This is a genomic window from Campylobacter sp. CNRCH_2014_2849, assembly GCF_025772845.1.
Lineage (GTDB): Bacteria > Campylobacterota > Campylobacteria > Campylobacterales > Campylobacteraceae > Campylobacter_D > Campylobacter_D lari_D.
Window position 1 is genome coordinate 203,495 of record NZ_JAKMSW010000001.1, and the last position, 21,358, is coordinate 224,852.

The 21,358-nt window shown below is 30.2% G+C and carries 20 protein-coding genes; 3 read left to right on the forward strand and 17 right to left on the reverse strand.

Annotated elements, in window-relative coordinates; translation table 11 throughout:
* Window positions 1-10: 10 nt before the first annotated feature.
* From fliY to aroQ, 9 genes are read right to left on the reverse strand one after another with little or no spacing between them, the layout of a single operon-like run.
* Window positions 11-850, reverse strand: coding sequence for a flagellar motor switch protein FliY (gene fliY, locus L8X33_RS01030; protein ID WP_133319624.1), 840 nt, complete (start codon window positions 848-850; stop codon window positions 11-13).
* Window positions 840-1,931 (reverse strand): flagellar motor switch protein FliM, encoded by a 1,092-nt coding sequence (gene fliM / locus L8X33_RS01035; protein WP_133319625.1) that lies wholly within the window; start codon window positions 1,929-1,931, stop codon window positions 840-842. The genes fliY and fliM overlap by 11 nt, the downstream gene beginning before the upstream one ends.
* The gene (locus tag L8X33_RS01040; RefSeq protein ID WP_133319626.1) at window positions 1,931-2,617 is read right to left on the reverse strand and encodes an RNA polymerase sigma factor FliA; all 687 of its coding nucleotides are present in this window, start codon (window positions 2,615-2,617) and stop codon (window positions 1,931-1,933) included. The genes fliM and L8X33_RS01040 overlap by 1 nt, the downstream gene beginning before the upstream one ends.
* The gene (locus tag L8X33_RS01045) at window positions 2,604-2,960 is read right to left on the reverse strand and encodes a hypothetical protein (RefSeq protein ID WP_133319627.1); all 357 of its coding nucleotides are present in this window, start codon (window positions 2,958-2,960) and stop codon (window positions 2,604-2,606) included. The genes L8X33_RS01040 and L8X33_RS01045 overlap by 14 nt, the downstream gene beginning before the upstream one ends.
* Window positions 2,961-2,974: 14 nt before the next feature.
* Entirely contained in the window at window positions 2,975-3,838 is an 864-nt protein-coding gene (gene flhG / locus L8X33_RS01050; RefSeq protein WP_133319628.1) for a flagella biosynthesis ATPase FlhG, read from the reverse strand.
* Complete coding sequence (gene flhF / locus L8X33_RS01055) at window positions 3,831-5,213, reverse strand: flagellar biosynthesis protein FlhF (RefSeq protein WP_039667960.1); 1,383 nt, start codon at window positions 5,211-5,213, stop codon at window positions 3,831-3,833. Before flhF ends, flhG begins: the two co-directional genes overlap by 8 nt.
* Before the next feature lie 8 nt (window positions 5,214-5,221).
* Entirely contained in the window at window positions 5,222-5,695 is a 474-nt protein-coding gene (folK, locus tag L8X33_RS01060; protein ID WP_263669741.1) for a 2-amino-4-hydroxy-6-hydroxymethyldihydropteridine diphosphokinase, read from the reverse strand.
* A 1-nt stretch (window position 5,696) separates the two neighbouring features.
* Window positions 5,697-6,722 (reverse strand): M24 family metallopeptidase, encoded by a 1,026-nt coding sequence (locus tag L8X33_RS01065; protein WP_263660679.1) that lies wholly within the window; start codon window positions 6,720-6,722, stop codon window positions 5,697-5,699.
* Window positions 6,719-7,201, reverse strand: a complete 483-nt coding sequence (gene aroQ, locus L8X33_RS01070; RefSeq protein ID WP_133319632.1) for a type II 3-dehydroquinate dehydratase — start codon at window positions 7,199-7,201, stop codon at window positions 6,719-6,721. The genes L8X33_RS01065 and aroQ overlap by 4 nt, the downstream gene beginning before the upstream one ends.
* An 88-nt stretch (window positions 7,202-7,289) precedes the next feature.
* On the opposite strand from aroQ, the gene L8X33_RS01075 reads away from it, so the two are divergent.
* The 3 genes from L8X33_RS01075 (at window position 7,290) to sppA (ending at window position 12,870) form a co-directional block, all read left to right on the forward strand.
* Window positions 7,290-8,510: a metal-dependent hydrolase gene (locus tag L8X33_RS01075; protein ID WP_263660678.1), complete on the forward strand. Its 1,221-nt coding sequence runs from the start codon at window positions 7,290-7,292 to the stop codon at window positions 8,508-8,510.
* Window positions 8,511-8,601: 91 nt separating this feature from the next.
* The gene (locus L8X33_RS01080) at window positions 8,602-11,952 is read left to right on the forward strand and encodes a S8 family serine peptidase (RefSeq protein WP_263669742.1); all 3,351 of its coding nucleotides are present in this window, start codon (window positions 8,602-8,604) and stop codon (window positions 11,950-11,952) included.
* A 24-nt stretch (window positions 11,953-11,976) separates the two neighbouring features.
* Window positions 11,977-12,870 (forward strand): signal peptide peptidase SppA, encoded by an 894-nt coding sequence (gene sppA, locus L8X33_RS01085; protein ID WP_263669743.1) that lies wholly within the window; start codon window positions 11,977-11,979, stop codon window positions 12,868-12,870.
* On the opposite strand, the gene ribD is transcribed toward sppA, so the two are convergent.
* From ribD to L8X33_RS01125, 8 genes are all read right to left on the reverse strand, one after another.
* Window positions 12,867-13,859 (reverse strand): bifunctional diaminohydroxyphosphoribosylaminopyrimidine deaminase/5-amino-6-(5-phosphoribosylamino)uracil reductase RibD, encoded by a 993-nt coding sequence (ribD, locus tag L8X33_RS01090; RefSeq protein ID WP_263669744.1) that lies wholly within the window; start codon window positions 13,857-13,859, stop codon window positions 12,867-12,869. The genes sppA and ribD overlap by 4 nt on opposite strands.
* An 8-nt stretch (window positions 13,860-13,867) precedes the next feature.
* Complete coding sequence (locus L8X33_RS01095; RefSeq protein ID WP_263661630.1) at window positions 13,868-15,190, reverse strand: McrC family protein; 1,323 nt, start codon at window positions 15,188-15,190, stop codon at window positions 13,868-13,870.
* Window positions 15,183-17,330 carry an McrB family protein gene (locus L8X33_RS01100; protein WP_263661631.1) on the reverse strand — a complete coding sequence of 716 codons (2,148 nt, stop codon included), beginning with the start codon at window positions 17,328-17,330 and terminating at the stop codon, window positions 15,183-15,185. The genes L8X33_RS01095 and L8X33_RS01100 overlap by 8 nt, the downstream gene beginning before the upstream one ends.
* 12 nt (window positions 17,331-17,342) lie before the next feature.
* Window positions 17,343-17,630, reverse strand: coding sequence for a hypothetical protein (locus tag L8X33_RS01105; protein ID WP_263661632.1), 288 nt, complete (start codon window positions 17,628-17,630; stop codon window positions 17,343-17,345).
* Between the two features lie 72 nt (window positions 17,631-17,702).
* Window positions 17,703-18,125, reverse strand: a complete 423-nt coding sequence (gene rimP, locus L8X33_RS01110; protein ID WP_133319638.1) for a ribosome maturation factor RimP — start codon at window positions 18,123-18,125, stop codon at window positions 17,703-17,705.
* Window positions 18,115-18,477, reverse strand: a complete 363-nt coding sequence (gene rbfA, locus L8X33_RS01115; RefSeq protein WP_263669745.1) for a 30S ribosome-binding factor RbfA — start codon at window positions 18,475-18,477, stop codon at window positions 18,115-18,117. The genes rimP and rbfA overlap by 11 nt, the downstream gene beginning before the upstream one ends.
* Entirely contained in the window at window positions 18,474-21,107 is a 2,634-nt protein-coding gene (gene infB, locus L8X33_RS01120) for a translation initiation factor IF-2 (protein ID WP_263669746.1), read from the reverse strand. The genes rbfA and infB overlap by 4 nt, the downstream gene beginning before the upstream one ends.
* Entirely contained in the window at window positions 21,088-21,354 is a 267-nt protein-coding gene (locus L8X33_RS01125; protein ID WP_133319640.1) for a DUF448 domain-containing protein, read from the reverse strand. Before L8X33_RS01125 ends, infB begins: the two co-directional genes overlap by 20 nt.
* Between the last annotated feature and the right edge of the window lie 4 nt (window positions 21,355-21,358).

Consider the following 21,358-nt stretch of genomic DNA (forward strand, 5'->3'; position numbering starts at 1 on the left):
AACTAATTTTTCATCTTAATTGCTCTAATCTTTCTTTTTTAGAGCCGATCTCAGTAATTTGTACTCCAAAATTTCCATCTACAATAACTACTTCCCCATAGGCAATCTTTTTATCACCTATTAAAATTTCTAAAGGATCATTAGCTAATTGATCAAGCTCGATAACTGAACCTATGTCCATAGTTAAAACATCCTTTAAAAGCATTTTTTTACTACCAATACGCACTCTTATAGGCAAACGCACATCCATAATCAAGCCGATATTTCTTAACTCTTCAACGCTTGCTAAGGTTTTATGGTCTTGAGTATGCTCTTCATGAGTTGTAACAATTTCTTCTAAATCAGTTTTAGTTAAAACTTTATAAATTTTCTCATCAAATACTAAGGAAATTTTCTCTTCTAAATCAGCTATTTTTACATTATATAAATATATTTTATGAAAGCCGCCAAGTTCTAGACTATCTGCAACAAATTCACAATTTTCTAAACTAAATTCCATTTTTGGAATTTCTTTTTGTGCACCTAAGGTTGTAGAAAATGCTGAAATGATATTTTGTATAGCTTCTTTAGCCGCGTCCATTTCATCTTCATTTAGCTCACTATTTTTAGAGATTTCTTCTTCTCCCATCATCCACTCACCAATTGCACTCATTAAAACCGCACTTGCTAAGATTTTGATTTTCATCTCATTATTGACACTAAAAGTAGCACTAACTAATGGCGGAGTCATAGAATCTTGAGAATTTACATCATACTCATAATACTCGCTAAATTCAGCACTTTTCCCTGTTAAGCCTTCTATTGTGCTTATGCACTCGTTGACAAATATGCCTAAAAAATCATTGATCATCTTCTTCCTCTTCTAATTCTTCATTTTCATCATAAGAATTTGCCTTTGCTCTTCTTTCATCTTCATATTTTTCAAGCATTTCTTTAATCTCATCTTTATCAGTTTTAATAAGTTCTAAGATTTTAATCGACTTTCTAAATCTATGAAGTCCTACTTGAGCTAAAAATACTTCTTTTTTATCTATGGCTACTATAGCTTTATCATCTGCACTTCTATCAAGTTTTAAAATATCTCCTTGTTTTAAATCTAAAAATTCATTTACATTGATAAAAGTTTTACCAAGCATAGCTTCATAAATCACTTCAGCACGACCGATCAAAGTTTTAAGTTCTTTGTTTCTTGACTTTTTAGCCGAAGTTTCACCCATCATAATATCACGATTTGCTAAACGGCTCAAAATACTTTCCAAATGCACAACTGGATAGCATATATTTACCATACCACTTGAATTTCCTATGATAATCTCCATTACCACCATGATAACAATCTCATTTTGAGAAACAATTTGCACAACATTTGGACTTGATTCTTTTGCTTCAACACTTGGATAAATTTCCGTAACATTCATCCAACTTTCTTTAAGCCTTTGCATAATAATACGCAAAATAGAATCAAGCAAGTTAAGTTCTATTTCTGTAAGCTCTCTTAAGGTGTCAAAACTTTCACCTTGACCACCTAAAAGTCTGTCTATCATAGGGAAAGCAATACTTGGATTGATCTCTAAAACACAATTTCCATCTAAAGGCTTAATAGAAAAAACATTAAAGCTTGTCGGTGAAGGTAAAGACATCAAAAATTCACCATAAGTCATTTGATCAACTGAGTGTAGTTTAATCTCAACTATACTTCTCATCATAGATGAAATTTGCGAAGCAAGATTTCTAGCTAATTTATCATGAATTCCTTTAATAGAACGAAGTTGTTCTTTTGAAACCCTATTTGGACGCTTAAAATCATATACTACAATATCTCTTTTATCTTCTATTTCTTCTAATTTTGAAGAAGCAGCACTATCATCGCTATCATCATCAACGACTTCTAAAAGAGCATCAATTTCTTCTTGGGAAAGTATTTCAGCCATTAAACTAGCCTTTCTCTAATCTTCTTAAGCAAACGCTTATGAATTTGTGAAATTCTTGACTCGCTAATCTCTAAAATCTCTGCAATTTCTTTTAAATTTAATTCTTCATAATAATAAAGCTGTATCACAAGCCTTTCTCTTTCTTTAAATTCTTCCAAAACCGCGTTGATTTTTTCTATTAATTCTTCTTTTTCTATTTGTTCTATAATATTACTATCATTAAAACAATTTAGCTGTTCATCCAAAGGCATAACAAGCGATATAGCATGAGCTGCTCTTGCTTCTTTTACCTTTTCTACTTCTAAATTTAATCTTTGTGCTAAATACTCATCATCAGGTTCTTTTTCATTTTCTTGATAAAACTCATCTATAATAGCGTCAATATCTTTGATGATTTTTCTATTGCTTCTACTCATTACATCAAGGCTTCTTAGATAATCAAGCATAGCTCCATTTACTCTTTTTCTTGCAAAACCCCAAAAATTGTCATTTTGTTCTTTATCATAGCGGCGCGAGAGTTTAATCATCTCTTCTACGCCAATACTAATTAAATCATTTACATCAATACTTGCAGGCAAACGCTCTTTAAGTCTAAAAGCCATAGCTCTTAATGCGGGCATATAAGAGATGACTAAGTCGTCTTGTTCTTTTTTTAGCGTAGAAGCATAAGCATTATGCGGCTGCATGTTTTACTTTTCTTTTTGAAGAGCTATCAAGTTTTTTAAGGTCTTCACGCTCTTCTTGAAGTTTTTCAAGCAAGTAATCCATTTTCTTTTCTCTTGCAGCTAATTCTGCTATAAAGCTATTATTTTCATTTTCATATTTTTCTTTATTAAAGCTTCTACCACTAATTTTATTTGCATCTACAAAAATCATAATTACTATATGGATTAACACATAAAATACAAAAGTAATCAAACAAGTATATACAACTATCTCTACTGCATCTTCTATATTAACTATGGTGAACATTAATCCTATAAAAAAACCGCAAACAGTAAAAAAAGCAACAAAATTTTCTGGTCTCATCTTTTTCCTTCAATCTAAAAACGATCCAAAAGCTTTTTGAAAAAACTCATAATGCTTTTATCTCCCACATTATTAAGCACTTTTTGTTCCAACCTATACAAAAGCTTAGAAGCTATGGCTTTTAACTCATCACTTGCATTTGTATCATCATCACTAAATAAAGTTCTTTTTTTAATACTAGAACTAATATCTTTACTTTGACCTAAAAATCCTAAAAATTCTAAATTTAAATTATGCTTAATGTTAATATCTGCTACTTTTTTAATATTATCAAAAATTCTTAAAGCCTCATTTTCATTTCTAACTACATTAAATACCATTAATAAATTCTCTTTAGTCTTTGAAGTAGTTTTTATAGTAGCATAAGCATCGGTAATCGCGGCAGGATCAGGTACAGTTATGACAATAACCTCATCAGACATTTCTAAGAAATTCCCTATATTGCCACCAATACCTGCTCCTGTATCAATGATTAAAAAGTCTAAATCATCTAAAATACTTGTTTGATTTAAAAATCTCTCATAAATATTTTTATCATTGTATTTTAAAATTTCATCGCCACTCTCACCTGGGATAAGCCATAAATTTGGCTTGACTTCTATTAGAATATCTTCTAGTGAGCATTCACCTTTTAAAACATGTAAAAGGTTTTTTTCTACACGCACATTTAAAATCACATCTAAATTTGCAAGCCCTATATCTGCATCAAAAAGCCCTACTTTATATCCATTTTTAGCTAGGATGTTGCCCAAATTTGCACTAAAAGTACTTTTTCCAACCCCACCTTTACCGCTAGTAACTGCGATAAAATGGGTATGTTTTACATTTGAGTTTTCATTTTTTACTAGATCTTTTAATTTTTCTGCTTGATTACTCATTTTCATCCCTTCTAAAACCTTCTAACACACAACGCACCAAAAAGTCGCTATTTGCTACTTCTATATCATCAGGCACTTCTTGACCTATGGAAAAAAAGCTCATCGGAGTGCTAGTTTCATAAAGCAAAGAAAACACATTTCCAAATACTTTTGTTTCATCAAATTTTGTAATGATTAAAGTGTCTATATTTAAAAATGAAAAATTATTATAAGTTTCTAATAAATCTTCATATTTTGTATTTGCTGAAAGCACTAAATTCACATCAATTTGCGCATTAGAATGCGATAAAAATTCTTTTGTTTTTTCAAGTTTTGCCTTATCATACTGTGAATTTCCGGTTGTATCTACTAAAATAACCTCACAAGTATTTAAACTTCTAATCGCATCATCTAAGTCATTTGGCTCTATACTATCAATAATAGGAAGTTTCATCATCTTAGCATATTGAAAAAGCTGCTCTACTGCGCCTATTCTATAAGTATCAAGAGTTATAATACCGGTTTTATAGCGTCTATCTCCATAAGCATAGCGAAAAGCAAGCTTTGCTAAAGTTGTAGTTTTACCTACTCCTGTTGGACCTACTAACATCATGATTTTTTGCTTTTTAATTTCACTTTCTAAACGACATGGAAGCATATTACGCAAAAGTGAGTAAAAATACCTTTGCACTGCTTCTTGATTTGCTTTCATAGTGCTTGGCATATTTTCAATAGTTGCTTTCATAATCGCTTCTAAATGCGCTTCTTGCATACCACTTGCTTTAGCTTGCTTATAAATACTTGCAAACTCAGGTGGTATAGCTAATTCTTTGCGTAAATCTGCCTTATCATCCCACATCATATCCACAAGCAAATTCATTTTATCATTAAGCTTGTTCATTTGTTTTTCAAAAGCTTCTATTTTTTTATCATAATTTGGATTTGGCATAGAAAAATCTTGATAGTTTGAAACCTTGCTAATTTCTGAACTAACTTGAGAAAGTTTGTTTTTTAAATTTAAAAAATTATCATCTTTTTTGCTTGTATTTAAATAAGGATTAATAGGTTTTTGCTTAGCTTTCGAAGAAAAATCAAGCACTACATCTTCTTCTTTTTTTTCATCTTCAAGTTTTGGAGCTTGAATTTTAGCCTCAGGAAAACTTGCTGTGTTTGGTTTTTTCTTTGGTGGCATAGGCAAATTATTTTGTTTTAAATGCTCTTCATAATCAGCTTCTTCAATCGCCACTATAACCTCATACAAAGGCTTTTGATTGATAGTTTTTGGACGAATTTGCTTATTAGTTACTATCAAAGCCTTATCGCCATAATCTTGCTTGACCTTAGGTATAATCTCATCTGTGCTTTCAACCGTAAAAGTATGAATCAATTGTCCCATATTTTTCCTTATCTTAACAAGCCCAAAGGCAAAGTTACGCTAATTCTATCATTTACCCCCACATGGGGCACTATGCAATACTCATCTTTACGCGCTTTTTTTGAAAAATACAACAAATCCAAATCAAGCGTTCTAGGAGCATTTTTAAAAGTTCTTTTTCTTTTGAATTTAAACTCATAAAAAAACAAAACTTTTAAAAGTGCTCTTGCATGCAAACTTGTGCTTACAACCATCACTGCATTAGTAAAGTCTTTTTGCTCTTCAAAGCCAAAAGCTTTATTAATCAAAAATGGCGATGTTTGCAATACTTGCAAGCGTTTATCTTGCATTAAAAGCCTAAATAAACCCCGAAAGCGTTTTTTTTCATCTTCTATATTGCTTCCAAGTCCTATAATGGCTATGTATTTTCCTTTTTTATCAGCCTTTGAATAAAAAGGAAAAAAACGAATTTTTTCTAACCTTCTAGCCCCTTTAATCAGCAAGTTATAACACCACTGCCTTTTCTTTATCAAGATAGACCATATCTTCTATCCTAATGCCAAGTTTATCTTTGATATAAATTCCAGGTTCAATGGTAAATACCATACCTTCTTTTAGCTCATAATCACTTCTTGGACTAATATTTGGCAACTCATGTATATCAAGCCCCACTCCATGCCCTAAGCTATGAATAAATTCTTTTTCAAAACCTGCGTTTTTAATCACTTCTCTTGCGATAAAATCAAGCTCACTTGATCTCATACCAACGCGTGCTTTTTCTATAGCTTGAAGTTGAGCTTGCTTAACCACTTCATAAATTTGCATAATTTCTTTATCTTTAAAATTTGGCTTATTTTTATCAAAAACTATACCATTCTCATCAAAACAAGCCGTTCTTGTGCGATCAGAACAATACCTTTGATAAACCACACCCGCATCAACTAATAACAAATCTCCATATTCTAAACATTTATCACTAGGTAAAGCATGTGCTTTAGCCGCATTTTCATTAATAGCTACAATAGGTGAAAAAGAAAGTTCTAAAGCACCTTTTTTTTGAAAAATTTCACATGCTTTAAAATGTAATTCTTTTTCGCTTTTTCCATGGCCTTCTTGGCTGATAAATTTAGCAAATTCTTCAAAACATTCTTTACCAAAATTTACAGCCTTTTGCAAAAGCTGTAATTCCTTGGCATTTTTTATAATGCGTTTGTTTTTACTTAAGTCTAATTTTTCTTCAAAAACGATATTTGCACTTTTACTAAGTTCTTTAAATTCAAAATAACTAAAGTCTTTTGGGTCAAAACACACCCTATCAATTCCTGCTTTTTCTAAAAGCTCTCTAGCACTAGCAAAAAGATCTTGTGCTAAAACCACCTTAGCATTTTTTATCATTTCGCTAGCTTCAAAGCTATATCTTGCATCAGTGATGAAAAAAGCTTTATCTTCAAGTTTTAAAAACAAAGCATTATCGCAAGAATAGCCACACTCATAAAAAAGTGCATTTTCGTTTTTTAAGATAAAATTCATTGATTTGCTTGTTGTGCTTTTGCTTGAGCTGCTTTATATGCATTGATTTGATCAAAAATTTGGAAAAGCCCCATTAGAGCCATATGATAACCAAAAGGACCAAAACCTACCACGCTACCTGCACAAACTGGTGCTATCATGCTTTTTTGTCTGAATTCTTCTCTTCTGTAAGTATTGCTAATATGCACTTCAATCACAGGCATATTAATCGCTGCGATCGCATCGCGGATTGCTATAGAAGTGTGTGCATAAGCAGCTGGATTAATAATCACTCCATCTACACTGCCTAAGCATTCTTGAATTTTATCAACTAACTCACCTTCAAAATTACTTTGAAAAAACTCAATCTCCACATTAGCTTGTTTTGCGGCTTGTTTCATTTGCTCGTGGATATCTTCCATTTTCATATTACCATAAATGTGAGTTTCTCTTACACCAAGCATATTAATGTTTGGTCCTTGTATCACCATAACTTTCATAATCTAACCTTTATTTAGTAAAATTTACTATATTATAACACTTTAAAGCTAAATTTTAGCTACAATTTACCTTTTTAAAGGATGGAAAATGTTTATAATAGCACCCAAAATCATCCTAACTTGTGATGATAAATTTAGTATTTTAGAAAAAAAAGCTATTCTTTTTGATGATAATATTTTAGAAATTGATAGCTTAGAAAATTTACAAAAATCCTATCCGAAAGCCAAGCTTATACCAACTCCAAAAGATACCTTACTTTTACCTGCTTTTATCAATCCACACACGCATTTAGAATTTAGTGCAAATAATGGAAATTTAGTCTTTGGAGACTTTTTAAAATGGCTTGATAGTGTTTTTAATAACCGCGAGCAATTAAACGAAAAAGCCAAAGAAAAATTAATCTCACAAAATATTCATAAAATGCTAAAAAGTGGCACTGCTACTATAGGAGAAATTTCAAGCTTTGGGGGCGATTTAAACCCTTGTGTAAATTCACAAGCTAGAGTGATATTTTTTAATGAAATTTTAGGTTCAAATGAAAATTTTATCCAAGCAAAAAAAGAGGAATTTTTAACTCGTTATGAAAAAAGCATGAGCTTTAAAACTTCTAAATTTATCCCTGCTATTTCAGTGCATGCACCCTACTCAACCCACCCAGAGCTTGCTAAATTTGCTATAAAACTTGCTAGAGAAAATGATCATTTACTAAGCACACATTTTCTTGAAAGTAATCATGAAAACAACTGGCTAAGATTTAAAAAAGGTGGTTTTAAAAAGAGCTTGGCTAAATTTAGCAAAAATCCTATGCCACTTTACACTCCGCAAAGCTTTTTAGAACTTTTTAAAGATCAAAGGACTTTATTTACACATTGCGTGTATTTTAAAGAATGGAATTTGCTAGATAAAAATCTGCACTCAATCACGCATTGTGCTTTTTCAAATAGGCTTTTGAGTAAAAATACTTTTAAATTAAAATCTGCTTTAAAAAATGGTATTAATATCCATCTAGGAACCGATGGCTTAAGTTCAAATACTTCTTTAAGCATGCTTGATGAAATGAGAGCAAATTTACTTATACATGATGATTTAGAGTTAGAAAATTTTGCCAAAATGTTACTTTTAATGGCAACAAATAAAGCCGCAAAAGCCTTAAATTTAAACCTAGGTCAAATTCAAAAAGGCAAAATAGCTGATTTTAGTCTTTTTGCTTTACCAAATAGTGCAAATTTAAAACAACTTCCTTTGCAATTTATCTTACAAAGCAAAGAAGTGTTAAAACTTTTTATAGAAGGAAAAGAAATAATATAAATATCTTAAACAAGAGTTTCTAATCAAAATTAAAATATTTCTGTTATACTTAAAAATTATAAGAATCTTTAATAAAATTTAAGAAAGTCATATGAAAAAATATTTAATAATATTTATTTTTATAACTCAAATTTTAGCTTTAAATGATTTTGAAGTTATTAATGTTCATAAAGCACACGATCTTAATATCACAGGAAAAAATATAAATGTAGGTATTATAGATTCTGCTTTTAATGCAAATCATCCTAGTTTGCAAGGACAAATCATAGAGCAACAATACTCAACAGTAAATAATAAACCTTATACTCCTGATCTAACAGTAGACACTCACGGATCACATGTAGCAGGAATTATACTTGGTAATTTTAAAAACATTAAAGAACCATATGGGATTGCTTACAATGCGAAAATGTATGGAATTCAAATTTTTGGCTATAACAATGGAAGTCAAAAAATAATTCCTTATAATATTTATGATTATTTTAAAGATAAAGAAATAAAAATAATCAATAATAGTTGGAATACGCAATTATATCCAATAGTAGGAATGAGTCAGCTCGGGTGGTATGTATCAGATCTTAAAAAGCAAAATTCTAATTATTTTTTAAATTTAGCAAACAACAATAAACCGCTTGATGGGATTATAAAGTTAGCAAAAGAAAAAAACATTCTAATACTATTTGCAGCTGGAAATGAGGGTATAGTATCACCTGGATTTAATGCTACTCTTCCTTATTATGATGAAAATTTAAGATCATGGCTTAGCATTGGAGCCATTGATTCTTCTAAAATTACAAAAGATGAAAATGGAAAACTTATATTATCCTCTAAAGCTATAGCATCGTATAGCAATGGATTAAAAGGAGTTGAAAATTTTTCATTAGTAGCACCTGGAAGTTTTGTTAATTCAGTTAATGCTGCTTATAATATACAACCCATTTTTGGAAGACCTGATAAAAATTTATATGTTAAAATGAGTGGTACTTCTATGGCAACTCCTATGGTAAGTGGAGCTGCTGCTTTAGTGTCAGAAAAATTCCCTTTTTTAAATGGAAAACAAATAGCTGATGTTTTATTAAGTACAGCAAATAAAAATTACAAAACTCCAAAACTAACAGTAAAAGAAACTCAACTTCTTAATACTTCCAATGGAAGAAAACAATCCTATTATACTATTATTTATATAGATACGCCTATCCCTGATGATAAAAATAAAATAAAACAAGATTTGATAGATGCTGGATATTGGAGTTTTGAAGCAGATAAGATATTAAACAATCTAATCGACAAATATCCACTTATGCAAAATGCCAATGAAGACTACAAAGGAATACAAACTCTCAAAAAAGAACAAATCTTAGGACAAGGCATTCTAGACATTGAAAAAGCCGTAAATGGTATAGGAATTTTAGATGCAAATAGATTAAATTCACAAGATATTACCGATACTTATGGCGAAAAAGAAGCTTACTATACTATAAATACTCAAGGATATAACGCGACTTTTAGCAATGACATATCTCAAAAAAAATGGGATGATAGTTTACATAGACTCGATGCTTTAAATTCTCCAAAAGATGAAATACAAAATTTAAATATTGGATTTATCAAAGATGGTCAAGGGAGGTTAATTTTAAGTGGAGAAAATACTTATCTTGGTAAAACTATAGTAAAAGAAGGTGAGCTTTCCCTAATAAAAACACAAAATAATAAAGGAATTATAAGTGGGGAGGTTAAAGTTTTAACTAATGGTAAATTTAGCGGAAATGGTTTAATAAAAAATAATTTATACAATCAAGGAATTGTGAGACCTGGAAATCAAGACTTAAGCGATTTAATTGTAGAAGGTCTATATAACCAAAAAAACAATGCTATTTTGCAGCTTGATTTTGGAAATAATGGTAATTCTAAACTTATAGCAAATTCTTATCAAATAGAAGGTGGTAAATTACAATACATACCATTACCTATGTTTTACACTAGTGGCAATATAATTACTATAAATTTAGCTGGATTAAAAAATAATATAAATGACTTTGAAAAAGTTGAAATATCAGGAAACAATAGTATTGATTTTGTTGCTGTATTAGATGAAGATAAAGTTAGTATTAATAAGCCCGCGCCTGAACCAAAACCTGAACCAAAACCTGAACCAAAACCTGAACCAAAACCTGAACCAAAACCTGAACCAAAACCTGAACCAAAACCTGAACCAAAACCTGAACCAAAACCTGAACCAAAACCTGAACCAAAACCTGAGCATGATAACTCTCAAATAATAGTCAAGCCTATTATAAAAAACAATGCATATAATACTCAAAATAGCACCATAGGACAAGCATTAAGAAGCATTAGAATGATGGATAACTTAAATGAAAACTATAAAAATTATTTTATTTTACTAGATAATGCAGATAAAAAAATCGTTCAAAGTAGTCTAAAAAGCTTGGAATCAAATGATTATTTATCCAATTCAATCCAATTATTAAACACCTACAGTAATTTCGGACAAAATAACATGCTCTCGACTCTTAATCCAACTTTCATAAATACACCTATGGAGGATATTAGATTAGCTAGTAATACTTATCCGACAAATTTATTATATCAAAGTGATGTAGCTAATTTTAATTTTTATGATAATCAAACATATATCTTCCAAATGGGACCTAGTTTTAAAAAAATATATGGTAATGATTTTCATGGAAGCTCCTATGGACTCAATCTTAGCGTAGGAAAAGAAATTAATTCTTCAATGTTCGTAACGCATTTAAGTACTTCATATTCTAATGTTGATTTTTCAACATCTAATATCAAAACAAAAAACGCAAATTTATCAAGCAATTATATTTTGAATTTAGAAAATTTTAAAATTTTAAGCGGTATTGGCATAGGATTATACTCAAGCAACATGCAAAGATATATACTAAATTCAGATACTTTAAAAGGAACATATAATGGATTGATAACTTCTACCCAATTAGGTGTAGCAAAAGAATTTAGTTATAATAAAAATTTAAATTTAACTCCTTTGGTATATTTTAATTACAATTATTTTCAACAAAATGCATTTAGTGAAAGCGGTGGAATTTTTTCAAAATCTTACGATAGCATAAAACACAACAGCACATCTTTAGTTTTAGGGATTACTTCTTCTTATGTATTACCAAATTTAGATAAAAATAAAAATACTATAACAGGTTCTATATTGTATGAAAAAAGATTAACAGGAAAAAAGATAAGCAATAATGCAAATTTTATTGATTTTAAAAATCAAAAATTTAAACAATACTATGATTTAGATACTAACTTACTCAACATTAACCTTGGACTAAATTTCAAACCAAATAAAACATTCTTTTTTGATATAAAATTATTAAATGAAATTTATAAAAATCAGTATAATGTTAATTTGGTGTCAAATTTTGGATTTAATTTTTGATTAAACAACTTAAAAAGGAAAAGAATGCAGATTATAAAATCATTTTTTAAAGGAATCGGAAAAACCATTTCTTATATCAACACTTATTTTAAAACCTTTGTGTTTTTATTTATCGTGTTTTTAATCCTTACTCCAAGCGGGGATAATGCCAAACTTTCTAATGCAAACCTAGCTCAAATTAATCTTAAAGGCGAAATTAGTGATGCGAGCAATCTTTTAGAACAAATTTACAAAGCCAAAGACGATAAAGCTATAAAAGGAGTTTTGCTTTTTATAGATAGCCCTGGTGGAGCTTTTGCACCAAGCATGGAAATAGCTTTAGCTATACAAGATCTTAAAGCTAAAAAACCTGTGGTAGTCTATGCAGGTGGAACTATAGCAAGCGGAAGCTACCTAAGCGCGGTGGGAGCTGATATGATCATCGCTAATCCTGCTAGCTTTGTAGGATCTATTGGGGTAATTATGCAAGGTTTTGAAGTAAGTGAGCTTGCACAAAAACTTGGTATAAATGAGCAAACCATCAAAGCAGGAAGCTATAAAGAAGCAGGAACTTTCATGCGTAAATGGAGTGAAGATGAAAAAAACTTTTTGCAAAATTTAGCCAATCAAAGCTATGAACTTTTCACACAATTTGTCGCTAAAAATCGCAAGCTAGACTTAAACCAAACAAGCTCATGGGCTGATGCGAAAGTATTTTTAGCAAATGAGGCTTTAAAATTAAAACTCATTGATAAAATAGGCAATTACGAGCAAGCCAAAAAAGAGTTAGAAAAACTAGCCAAAGTGCAAAACCCTATCTGGCAAAAAGAAGATGCTATAGATAAGTTTTTAAAACGATTAGAAGAGCAAAGTGCTAGCTTTTTTGCTAACACTTTAGCGCAATTTTTCACACAAGTAAGCTCACAAAAAATCTACTAAGATTTAATAATCTCATAAAACCCATAAGTATCATTTTCTAAAAAGCCTTTGTATAAAGGCTTTAGCTTTAAATCTAACTTAACATTTTCAAAGGTATTTAAATTCGAGCTTGAAAAAATCAAAAGCATATCTAACTCATCTTTAAAGGCTTTTAAAAAGTTCTCCCCACCCTCATACATGATGAGCTTAGCTTCACTAGGAATGCTTGTAAAAATTTCTCTTTTGGGCACGCTAAATAAAGGAATGTTTAAATCAAAACTTTCTAAATTTTGACGGCTTAGTATGCATAAATTTGGTGCTTTAGCTTGAACTAACCTTGCATCTAAAATAGGCCTATCATGCCTTATAGTTTCTCCACCTACTACTAGCAAATCAAGCTTTGAGCGCAATGCATGAGCGTAAGTTCTACTTGCTTTAGAACTTACGATTTTGCCATAAGCAGAGCCATTTAAAGAAAGAGCTAGTTTAAAAATTTTAAAACTTGATTTTTGCCATTTTAAAAAAGGCTTTAAAAGCTCTTTGGCTCTTTGCTCACAAATTCCCATGTGAACTTTTATGCCCTGATCTTTTAAAAACTCTGCCCCACCACTTGCAAGCTTATGCTCATCCTTAGTAGCGATAAAAACTTCACTAAAACCAAGTGTGCTAAAAAGCTTTGCACAAGGTGGGGTTTTACCCTGATGATTACAAGGTTCTAAACTCACATAAGCACTAGCGCCTTTTAACAACCCCTGATGATTTTTGCAAATAAACTCATGCAAATCGTTTGCATTTTGTGGTAAATCTAAATTTGGATTAAGCACTTTTAAGGCTTTACTCACTGCTTCAAGCTCTGCATGAGCCTTACCTGCTTCTTTATGCGCTTCTATACTTAAGATTTTGCCATTTTTATCTAAGATCACACAGCCTACGGCTGGGTTTGGGTAGGTTAAAAGTTGATATTTCCAAGCTTTATCTATAGCTAAATTCATATAAAATTCGTGATTCATATTACTTCCTAAAAAGGTAAAGGTGCAAAAAATACCTTAAGCTTTACATGTTCATCGCAAGCTTTTAAAAAACCTTGTGCTAAAAACTTAATATCTTTAGTTTTTAATTTCTCTCTTAAGTCAAAAGTTCTCTCACATAGAGGATAAATAAGATAAATTTCCTTTATCTCGTATTTATTTGCATAAGCAAACATTTGGTATAAATCGCTTTGCGATATGCCATGCTTTTTCTCATCTTCACTATCATCTGGAATTTTCCATTTGGCATCCAAGATCATTTTATTTTCTATATATAAATCAGGCTTTAACATAAAACATTTTTCATCATTTTTTGAGATTAAATACTTTCCACTACTTTGGGTTTTTATATTTTCACTAGGATTAGCAAGTTTAAACATATAAGCCACATAGTTTTCAAAAAGTTTTTCCATAGGAAAAAGTAAAGCAAAGGCTTCGTTTTTGCCTTTATATGGAGCAAAACTTTGATTTTGCAAAAATATCTTACACCAAGAAAGTATATTTTCATAATAATCAAAATGTCTTGAAATTTTAAAACTAAAATCTTTTTCATAATTTGTAGAAAATTCTACCTCATCAAGCATTTGCATAGCTTTGATGATTTTAAATTTATTCAAGCTTGTTTTGGATTTTAAAAAATTTAATGTTGATTTTATCAAACGATTTGGTGCTATGTCTAAAACAAATTCATCGCTACTTGTGAAAAATCTTTCTATGTGTATTAAATTTGATTTTATATGCTCATTGAATAGTAATTTTCCTTTTAAGAAAGCTCTGTTTTCTTCGCTACTTACATAAGATCTCATCAAACCTTTTTTATACACACTATCAAATTCATCTAAAAACATCGTAATAAACACTTCAAACAAAGGTATTTTAGCAATTTGCAAAGATGAAATTTGAGACTTTTTAAAGGGAGAATTTTTTAAGGTTTTTAGCATGTTGATTAAAAGAATACTAGGATCATTTTTAAGATCTTCTTCACTAGAATCATCATTTTTAGAGATATTTTCTAATTCGTAGTATTTTTTTAATTTTTCTTTATCATAATTTGAGGATTTATCTTCTTTTTTATAGCTATCCAAATTCGTACATTTTGGCAAGATTTCTAAAACACCGTTTTTAGTCTGTATAATGCCGACATAATTTTTAGCTTTTAAGGTATTTTTGTTTTTAAAGCCTAGAAGACTTTCATTGTTTTTTGCGAAGTCTTCTAGCTCTTTATAAAATATTTCAGCTTTTTCTTTGAAAATTTCTTTTAAATCTTCTTTAGAAAAATCTTGGTATTCGATGATAGAAAAGGTGTTATTCATTTTCGTTTTTTGTTTTATTTGTTATTTTATCATCATATATTGCTTGATATGTTTTTATATCGTTCCAAATTTCATCATCAAATGGAGCGATAGTATAAATATTTCTCTCATTATCAACATTATATAAATTCTTTATTTTTTGAATATATATATCATCTTTTTTATCTTCAAAAATCATACCATTATCATTTAAAACTGCATTTATCAAAGCATAATCATTGTAAAAATACTCTTGCAATAGCGGGATAATTTTATTTTGAAAAATACTTTTTAATTTTGAAATACTCAAAACATACCAATCTTCTTTATATTTACCTGGTTTGATCCAATTATTTTTATCAAATTTAACAGCTTCACTTATAAAAAATGCATGCCCTATCGTTTTTTCTCTATCTAATAAAAACTCAATTCTCTTGTTTATACTTATCAAGATTTTTTGAAGTATTTCTGCATCGCCTTCTGTTTTACGATCATCGCCCAAATAATCTTCATCTTTATTTGGATTTTCAACATTTTTACACACAAATATATTATAAAGCAAATTAGGTTTAGGCATCATCTCTACAAATTCAAAGCGTCTTCGCAAAGCTGTATCAAGAGAAGTTATGCTTCTATCAGCTGTATTCATAGTGCCGATGATATAAACATTTTTAGGCACTCCAAATTTTTCACCGCTACAAGACAAAGTAACTTTTAATCCCTCGCTTTCACCTATTCTTTTGCTAGGTTCTATTAAAGTGATAAGCTCACCAAAAATCTTACTTACATTTCCACGATTAATCTCATCTATGATGATTATGTAAGGTTTTAGAGAATTATCGTTGTTTTTCTTGTTTTCATTCTTTGCGGTTGATTGTTTTTCATATGCTTTAAATTTTTTCACTAAATTAAAATAATAAGTATGAGTTCTATCGGTATAGTCTCTATCAAATACTTTTTTAAACATTTCAGCAGCATTATTAAATTCATCTTTATGTTTTAATAACTCCGTAAATATAGATATACTTAAATTAAAATTTCCATCAAATCTCTCTACTCCTTCACTATAAATCATAACCGTTTTATCATTGATATCAACAACAAAGAAATTTCCACCCTTTGTTTTACTAATAGGCTCATTTGTTTCCAAAAGCCAATTTAAAAAATTTTCAACTTTTTCCTTTAATTCCATTTTTTTATTTAACTCATCTGTATTTAAGATACTATTCTCATAATTATCTAAAGCTTTTTCACAAAGTTCTTTAAAAATTCCCTTTTCTATTTTATATTTTACTTCTTGAAAATTTTCCGCTGTTTTATTGATATCAGGCTTTATACCTTCTACAAATTCTTCATATCCATAGCTTTGATGAAAAGTAGTAAAAACTATTTGCCCTTTTTTTACATATTCATCAAATAATTCTTTTCTATTTTTTCTATCATCTTTGCTTGGAATTTGTATTTTTTCTACTTTTGATATAATCTCTAAAGTCTTATCTATCGTATGATAAGTTTTTCCTGTCCCTGGAGGCCCATAAAGAATTTGATTTAAATGTGGATTTTGATTTTCAAAATTTAATTGTTGATTTTGTATTTTATTGCTTTCATTAATTTCAAAATCACTTTCATTTAAAGAATTAAAATAACTCATCATTTCTAAAAAATCTTTTACTAATTTATCTTTTTCGTTTAAATTATAGGTAAAATTAAACTTTTGCAGATATCCTTCATGCTCCATTTTATCTACTGCTAAACATCTAGATTTGTTTATATTATTATCTGGAAAATCAAAATATATTTTCAAATGTTTTTTATTATCAAAATATCCACTATATCCTATAAATATATAAATACCTTTTTTGGCAGTAAATTTTTCACTATTAATGTAATTTTTATTTAGCAATTCTTTTCTAACAAATATAATCCATGCATCTTTACTTAAAGTTCCACCTGAATTTCCTATTTGTTGTTTAAAAAGATAATTGTATTTTTCTTTAAGAAATTTCAAATTACTTTCAATTATTTTACAGGTAGTTCCTTTGCTGCTGATCTTTCCATTTTTAGTTTTTTTATTTCTATCAATACAATCATCTACCTGCTTTATTAATTCATCTATTGCTTTTATAAAATTTTCTCTTTCCTCATTAGAAAATTCAATCATGATAAAACCTTCCTAATCCACAATTGCAAAAAATTTACAATTTTTATAATATCTATGAAAATATTCTCCATCTTTGTGCATATTTTTTAAATAACCAAAAATAGGAATTTTCCATTTATAACCTCGACTTTTTGTATGAAATTCATCTATTAACTTATCATCTTGATAAACATACACACTCATGCCACCATTTTTTACAACCGCTTCTTTAAACTCATCGCTATCTTTTGGAAAATGATAATACACATTGCCATTTTTGTCTGCTTTACTGATTTTATAATCATATCTATTTTCAAGCATTATACGCCTTTTTATTTTCGTATTTAAATTTAATTATACAAAAGATGAGTAAAAATTTAGATTTCTAAATTTTTACCATTGTATGAAAGTTTTAGCTTTTCTTATGTCGCTAAAATTTAAAGTAGTTTTTTCTTGAGTTTCTAAATTTTCTAAAGTGATATTTTCATCATCTACGGCGATAATTTTTGCTTCGATTTTTTCTTTTTCACTAGTTGTGATTTTTACAAGTTCGTTAATGCTTTTTGCAAAATGCTCAATTTTGCTAAGTTTTCTCTCAAGCCCACAGCTTGATACTTCTAAAAAATACTCCCCGCCCACAGGTGGCTCTACATCAAAAATAGGTGATAAAATCTCACTAAGCTTAGCACAATCATCAAGATTTACCCCGCCTTCTTTTTGCACATAAATTCTATAAATCTTTCTACCATTTTCACTTACTAGCTCATCATCATAAAAGCTAAGCCCTGCTTCTTTACAAAGTGCTTCAAGATTCATTTTGTTCCTTTTTGATTTTTTCAAATAAAGCATCCATATGATTTTGATACTCTAATCTATCATCAAATTTAAAGTGAAAATTCGGACATCTATACCACCCTTGCTCACTCATGCAGTAATTTTGCAAAGCACGGGCGGCTTTTTTGAGTTGGTTGAGTATGATTTCTTGCTCTTGGGTATTAAAAAACATTTTATCTAAATACACAAAAGCATCATATCTGCCTTTTTTACACTCCACATCCACTACGCACAAATTTTTTAAAGCTTCGTTGTCTAAATTTGCTAAAGCTTCTGGTATAAGTTCTTTTAAAATGCTTTCTGTGCGTAGCTTTTTGATTTCGGCTGAGTTCATAGGCTTACTTGTTCCTCAACTTCTTTGTAACTTTCTATATAATCCCCCACTCTCATATCATTACAACCTTCTATGCCTACACCGCATTCATAGCCTTTTGCAACTTCTCTTACATCATCTTTAAAGCGTTTGAGCGAGCTTACATTACCTTCAAATACCACAACCCCATCTCTAATGAGCCTGATTTTCGCACCACGATTGATTGTGCCTTCTGTCACCATACAACCTGCGATTTGTCCTAGTTTTGGCACACTGATCACTTGGCGAATTTCAGCTTGACCAAGTTGTTCTTCAGAGATAATAGGGCTCATCATACCACCTAGCAAGGCTTTTACATCATCAAGCAAGTTATAAATAACATTATAAGTTTTTATCTCTACACCTTTATCTTTGGCACGCTCTTTGATCTCACCAGTTGGGCGTATATTAAAACCTAAAACGATAGAGTTTTCACTCGCACTTGCAAGCTCTATATCACTTTGAGTAATCCCACCTACCCCACTATGGATGATATTAACCTTAATCTCATCGTTTTTAAGTTTTTCTAAACTAGCCTTAATCGCTTCAAGTGAACCTTGCACATCTGCTTTTAAGATCACAGGAAGGGCTTTTAAATTGCCTTCTTTGATTTTTGCACCAAGCTCATCTATACTTACTTTAGTAGATTTACTTAGTTCTTTTTGGCGGTTGTATTCATGGCGTTTATTAGCATATTCTCTTGCTTGCTTATCACTATCTACAGCTATTAGAGTTTCTCCTGCGTCAGCTACTTCACTAAGACCTATGATCACCCCGCACTCACCTGGACCTATTTCTTTTAAAGCTTTGCCTTGATCATCGCTCATAGCACGCACTTTACCATAAGCTTCCCCTGCTACGACTGTATTTCCCACTCTTAAAGTACCATTTTGCACGATGATAGTAGCCACAGGACCTCTACCTTTTTGCACTGAAGATTCTATAATACTTGCTTTAGCATGGGCTTTTGGATTTGCTTTAAGTTCTAAAATATCAGCTTGTAATAATACAATTTCAAGTAAATCCTCTATACCATCACCTTTTTTAGCTGAAACTGGCACAAATTCATGGCTTCCGCCCCATTCTACTGGCATGATGTCCATTTCTGCTAGTTGGGTTTTTACCATGTCAGGATTTGCGTTTTCTTTATCCATTTTATTAATAGCAATGATGATAGGCACATTAGCTGCTTTTGCATGATTAATCGCTTCTTTAGTTTGTGGTTTTACCCCATCATCTGCAGCTACTACGATAATAACAATATCCGTTATACTAGCTCCCCTTGCACGCATAGCAGTAAATGCCTCATGGCCTGGAGTATCGATAAAAGTGATTTTTCTACCATTTTTTTCCACCATATAAGCGCCAACATGCTGAGTAATCCCACCTGCTTCGCCACTTGCAATGCGTGATTTTCTTATATAATCAAGCAAAGAAGTCTTACCATGATCAACATGCCCCATAATAGTAATAACCGGAGCTCTTTGGCTTAAATTTTCTTCTGTTTGATTTTCATCATAATCTTTTACATAATCAAACTCATCAGCCTCATCAATGATATTAATCTCCACTCCAAATTCAGCAGCAAGAATTTCTATAGCATCCTCATCTAAAAAGTCATTTTTAGTTGTCATCATACCAAGCATGAAAAGTTTAGAGATAACTTCTCCGGTGTTTTTACCAAGTTTTTCAGCAAATTCATACACACGAATTTCTTTAGGTATGCTTACACTTGTTATAGCTTCACTTTCTTTTTTCTCTACCTTTTTAGGTGGTTTTTTACGACTTCTTCTTTGTATACCACCCTCGCCAAATGGGTTGATAGAGTTATTTAAAGATTGCTTTAAAATATTTGGTTGTTTTTTGTTTGCTGGTTGTGCTGGTTTGTTTTCTTTTACACTAAAATCAGGTAAAACTACCATATCATCATCTTCTAAAGAAATATCAGCAAAGTCTTTATCTCCTAAAAGATCCATTTTAGTAGTGTTTTCTTTTTTACTTGTCGCAGGATGATTTTTCTTTTCTTTTTTCTTTCTTTTTAAATTCTCATCTGAATTTGAAAAAATCATACTAAGGCTCAAGCCTTGAGTATTTTGTATATTAGATTTTTCTTCATTGTTTGTTTGGTTTTCTTTGCTTTCTTCTTTTTTCTTTTTAACGATAACTAAACCTCTTCTTTTAGCTAAATTTAAATTAGAGCCTAGTTTTTCATCGAATTTAATTTCTTCTTTTTTTTCTTCTAATGCTTCATTTTTAATAGGATTTTCAGGTTGCTTTTCTTCTTTTTTACTTTCTTCTTTCTTTTCATTTGTTGTTTTAACAGGAGTTTTTGTTTCTTTTTTAGTAGTTTTTTTCTCTTCTTTTTTGCTTTCTTCTTTTTTAGTAGTAGTTTTTTTAGTCGCACTTTCTTTTTTAGGTTTGGCCACTTTTTTTACCACATCTAGTATTTCGCCTGATTGCACATATTGATAAATCGCTTCTGCGATTTCAGAAGATACTTTTTTGTTAGGGGATTTTATATCCTCTAAGCCTATTTCATTGGCTTTTTCTATAATTTCTTTACTAGTATATCCTAACTCTTGAGCGATTTCGCTAATCTTTACATCTGTCATTAAAAAATATCTCCTTTAAATCCTGCTGATTTATACTGCCATAAAAATTGCCTTTGCAAGCTCTCATAAAAGCTTTTTGCAATGTTTTTTCATCTTTTTCAAAACATGGATTACAAATATATAAACTCCTACCAAATTCCACTTTAGTGATAATTTGAGAATTTTTTATTTGAAATTGATGCAAACTTTGCTTTTCATAACGACCTTTGCAAACAATGCACATTCTAATGGGTATATGGTTTTTCAAAATT

What these genes read in the sequence shown, in the direction of transcription:
- L8X33_RS01105 (WP_263661632.1), bottom strand. Translation starts at nt 17,630, where the DNA reads ATGCTTGAAAATAGATATGATTATAAAATCAGTAAAGCAGACAAAAAT.
- L8X33_RS01045 (WP_133319627.1), bottom strand. Translation starts at nt 2,960, where the DNA reads ATGAGACCAGAAAATTTTGTTGCTTTTTTTACTGTTTGCGGTTTTTTT.
- rimP (WP_133319638.1), bottom strand. Translation starts at nt 18,125, where the DNA reads ATGAATCTTGAAGCACTTTGTAAAGAAGCAGGGCTTAGCTTTTATGAT.
- L8X33_RS01095 (WP_263661630.1), bottom strand. Translation starts at nt 15,190, where the DNA reads ATGAATAACACCTTTTCTATCATCGAATACCAAGATTTTTCTAAAGAA.
- L8X33_RS01065 (WP_263660679.1), bottom strand. Translation starts at nt 6,722, where the DNA reads ATGAATTTTATCTTAAAAAACGAAAATGCACTTTTTTATGAGTGTGGC.
- flhF (WP_039667960.1), bottom strand. Translation starts at nt 5,213, where the DNA reads ATGGGACAATTGATTCATACTTTTACGGTTGAAAGCACAGATGAGATT.
- ribD (WP_263669744.1), bottom strand. Translation starts at nt 13,859, where the DNA reads ATGAATCACGAATTTTATATGAATTTAGCTATAGATAAAGCTTGGAAA.
- rbfA (WP_263669745.1), bottom strand. Translation starts at nt 18,477, where the DNA reads ATGAACTCAGCCGAAATCAAAAAGCTACGCACAGAAAGCATTTTAAAA.
- L8X33_RS01040 (WP_133319626.1), bottom strand. Translation starts at nt 2,617, where the DNA reads ATGCAGCCGCATAATGCTTATGCTTCTACGCTAAAAAAAGAACAAGAC.
- L8X33_RS01075 (WP_263660678.1), top strand. Translation starts at nt 7,290, where the DNA reads ATGTTTATAATAGCACCCAAAATCATCCTAACTTGTGATGATAAATTT.
- fliM (WP_133319625.1), bottom strand. Translation starts at nt 1,931, where the DNA reads ATGGCTGAAATACTTTCCCAAGAAGAAATTGATGCTCTTTTAGAAGTC.
- flhG (WP_133319628.1), bottom strand. Translation starts at nt 3,838, where the DNA reads ATGAGTAATCAAGCAGAAAAATTAAAAGATCTAGTAAAAAATGAAAAC.
- infB (WP_263669746.1), bottom strand. Translation starts at nt 21,107, where the DNA reads ATGACAGATGTAAAGATTAGCGAAATCGCTCAAGAGTTAGGATATACT.
- sppA (WP_263669743.1), top strand. Translation starts at nt 11,977, where the DNA reads ATGCAGATTATAAAATCATTTTTTAAAGGAATCGGAAAAACCATTTCT.
- fliY (WP_133319624.1), bottom strand. Translation starts at nt 850, where the DNA reads ATGATCAATGATTTTTTAGGCATATTTGTCAACGAGTGCATAAGCACA.
- L8X33_RS01100 (WP_263661631.1), bottom strand. Translation starts at nt 17,330, where the DNA reads ATGATTGAATTTTCTAATGAGGAAAGAGAAAATTTTATAAAAGCAATA.
- aroQ (WP_133319632.1), bottom strand. Translation starts at nt 7,201, where the DNA reads ATGAAAGTTATGGTGATACAAGGACCAAACATTAATATGCTTGGTGTA.
- L8X33_RS01080 (WP_263669742.1), top strand. Translation starts at nt 8,602, where the DNA reads ATGAAAAAATATTTAATAATATTTATTTTTATAACTCAAATTTTAGCT.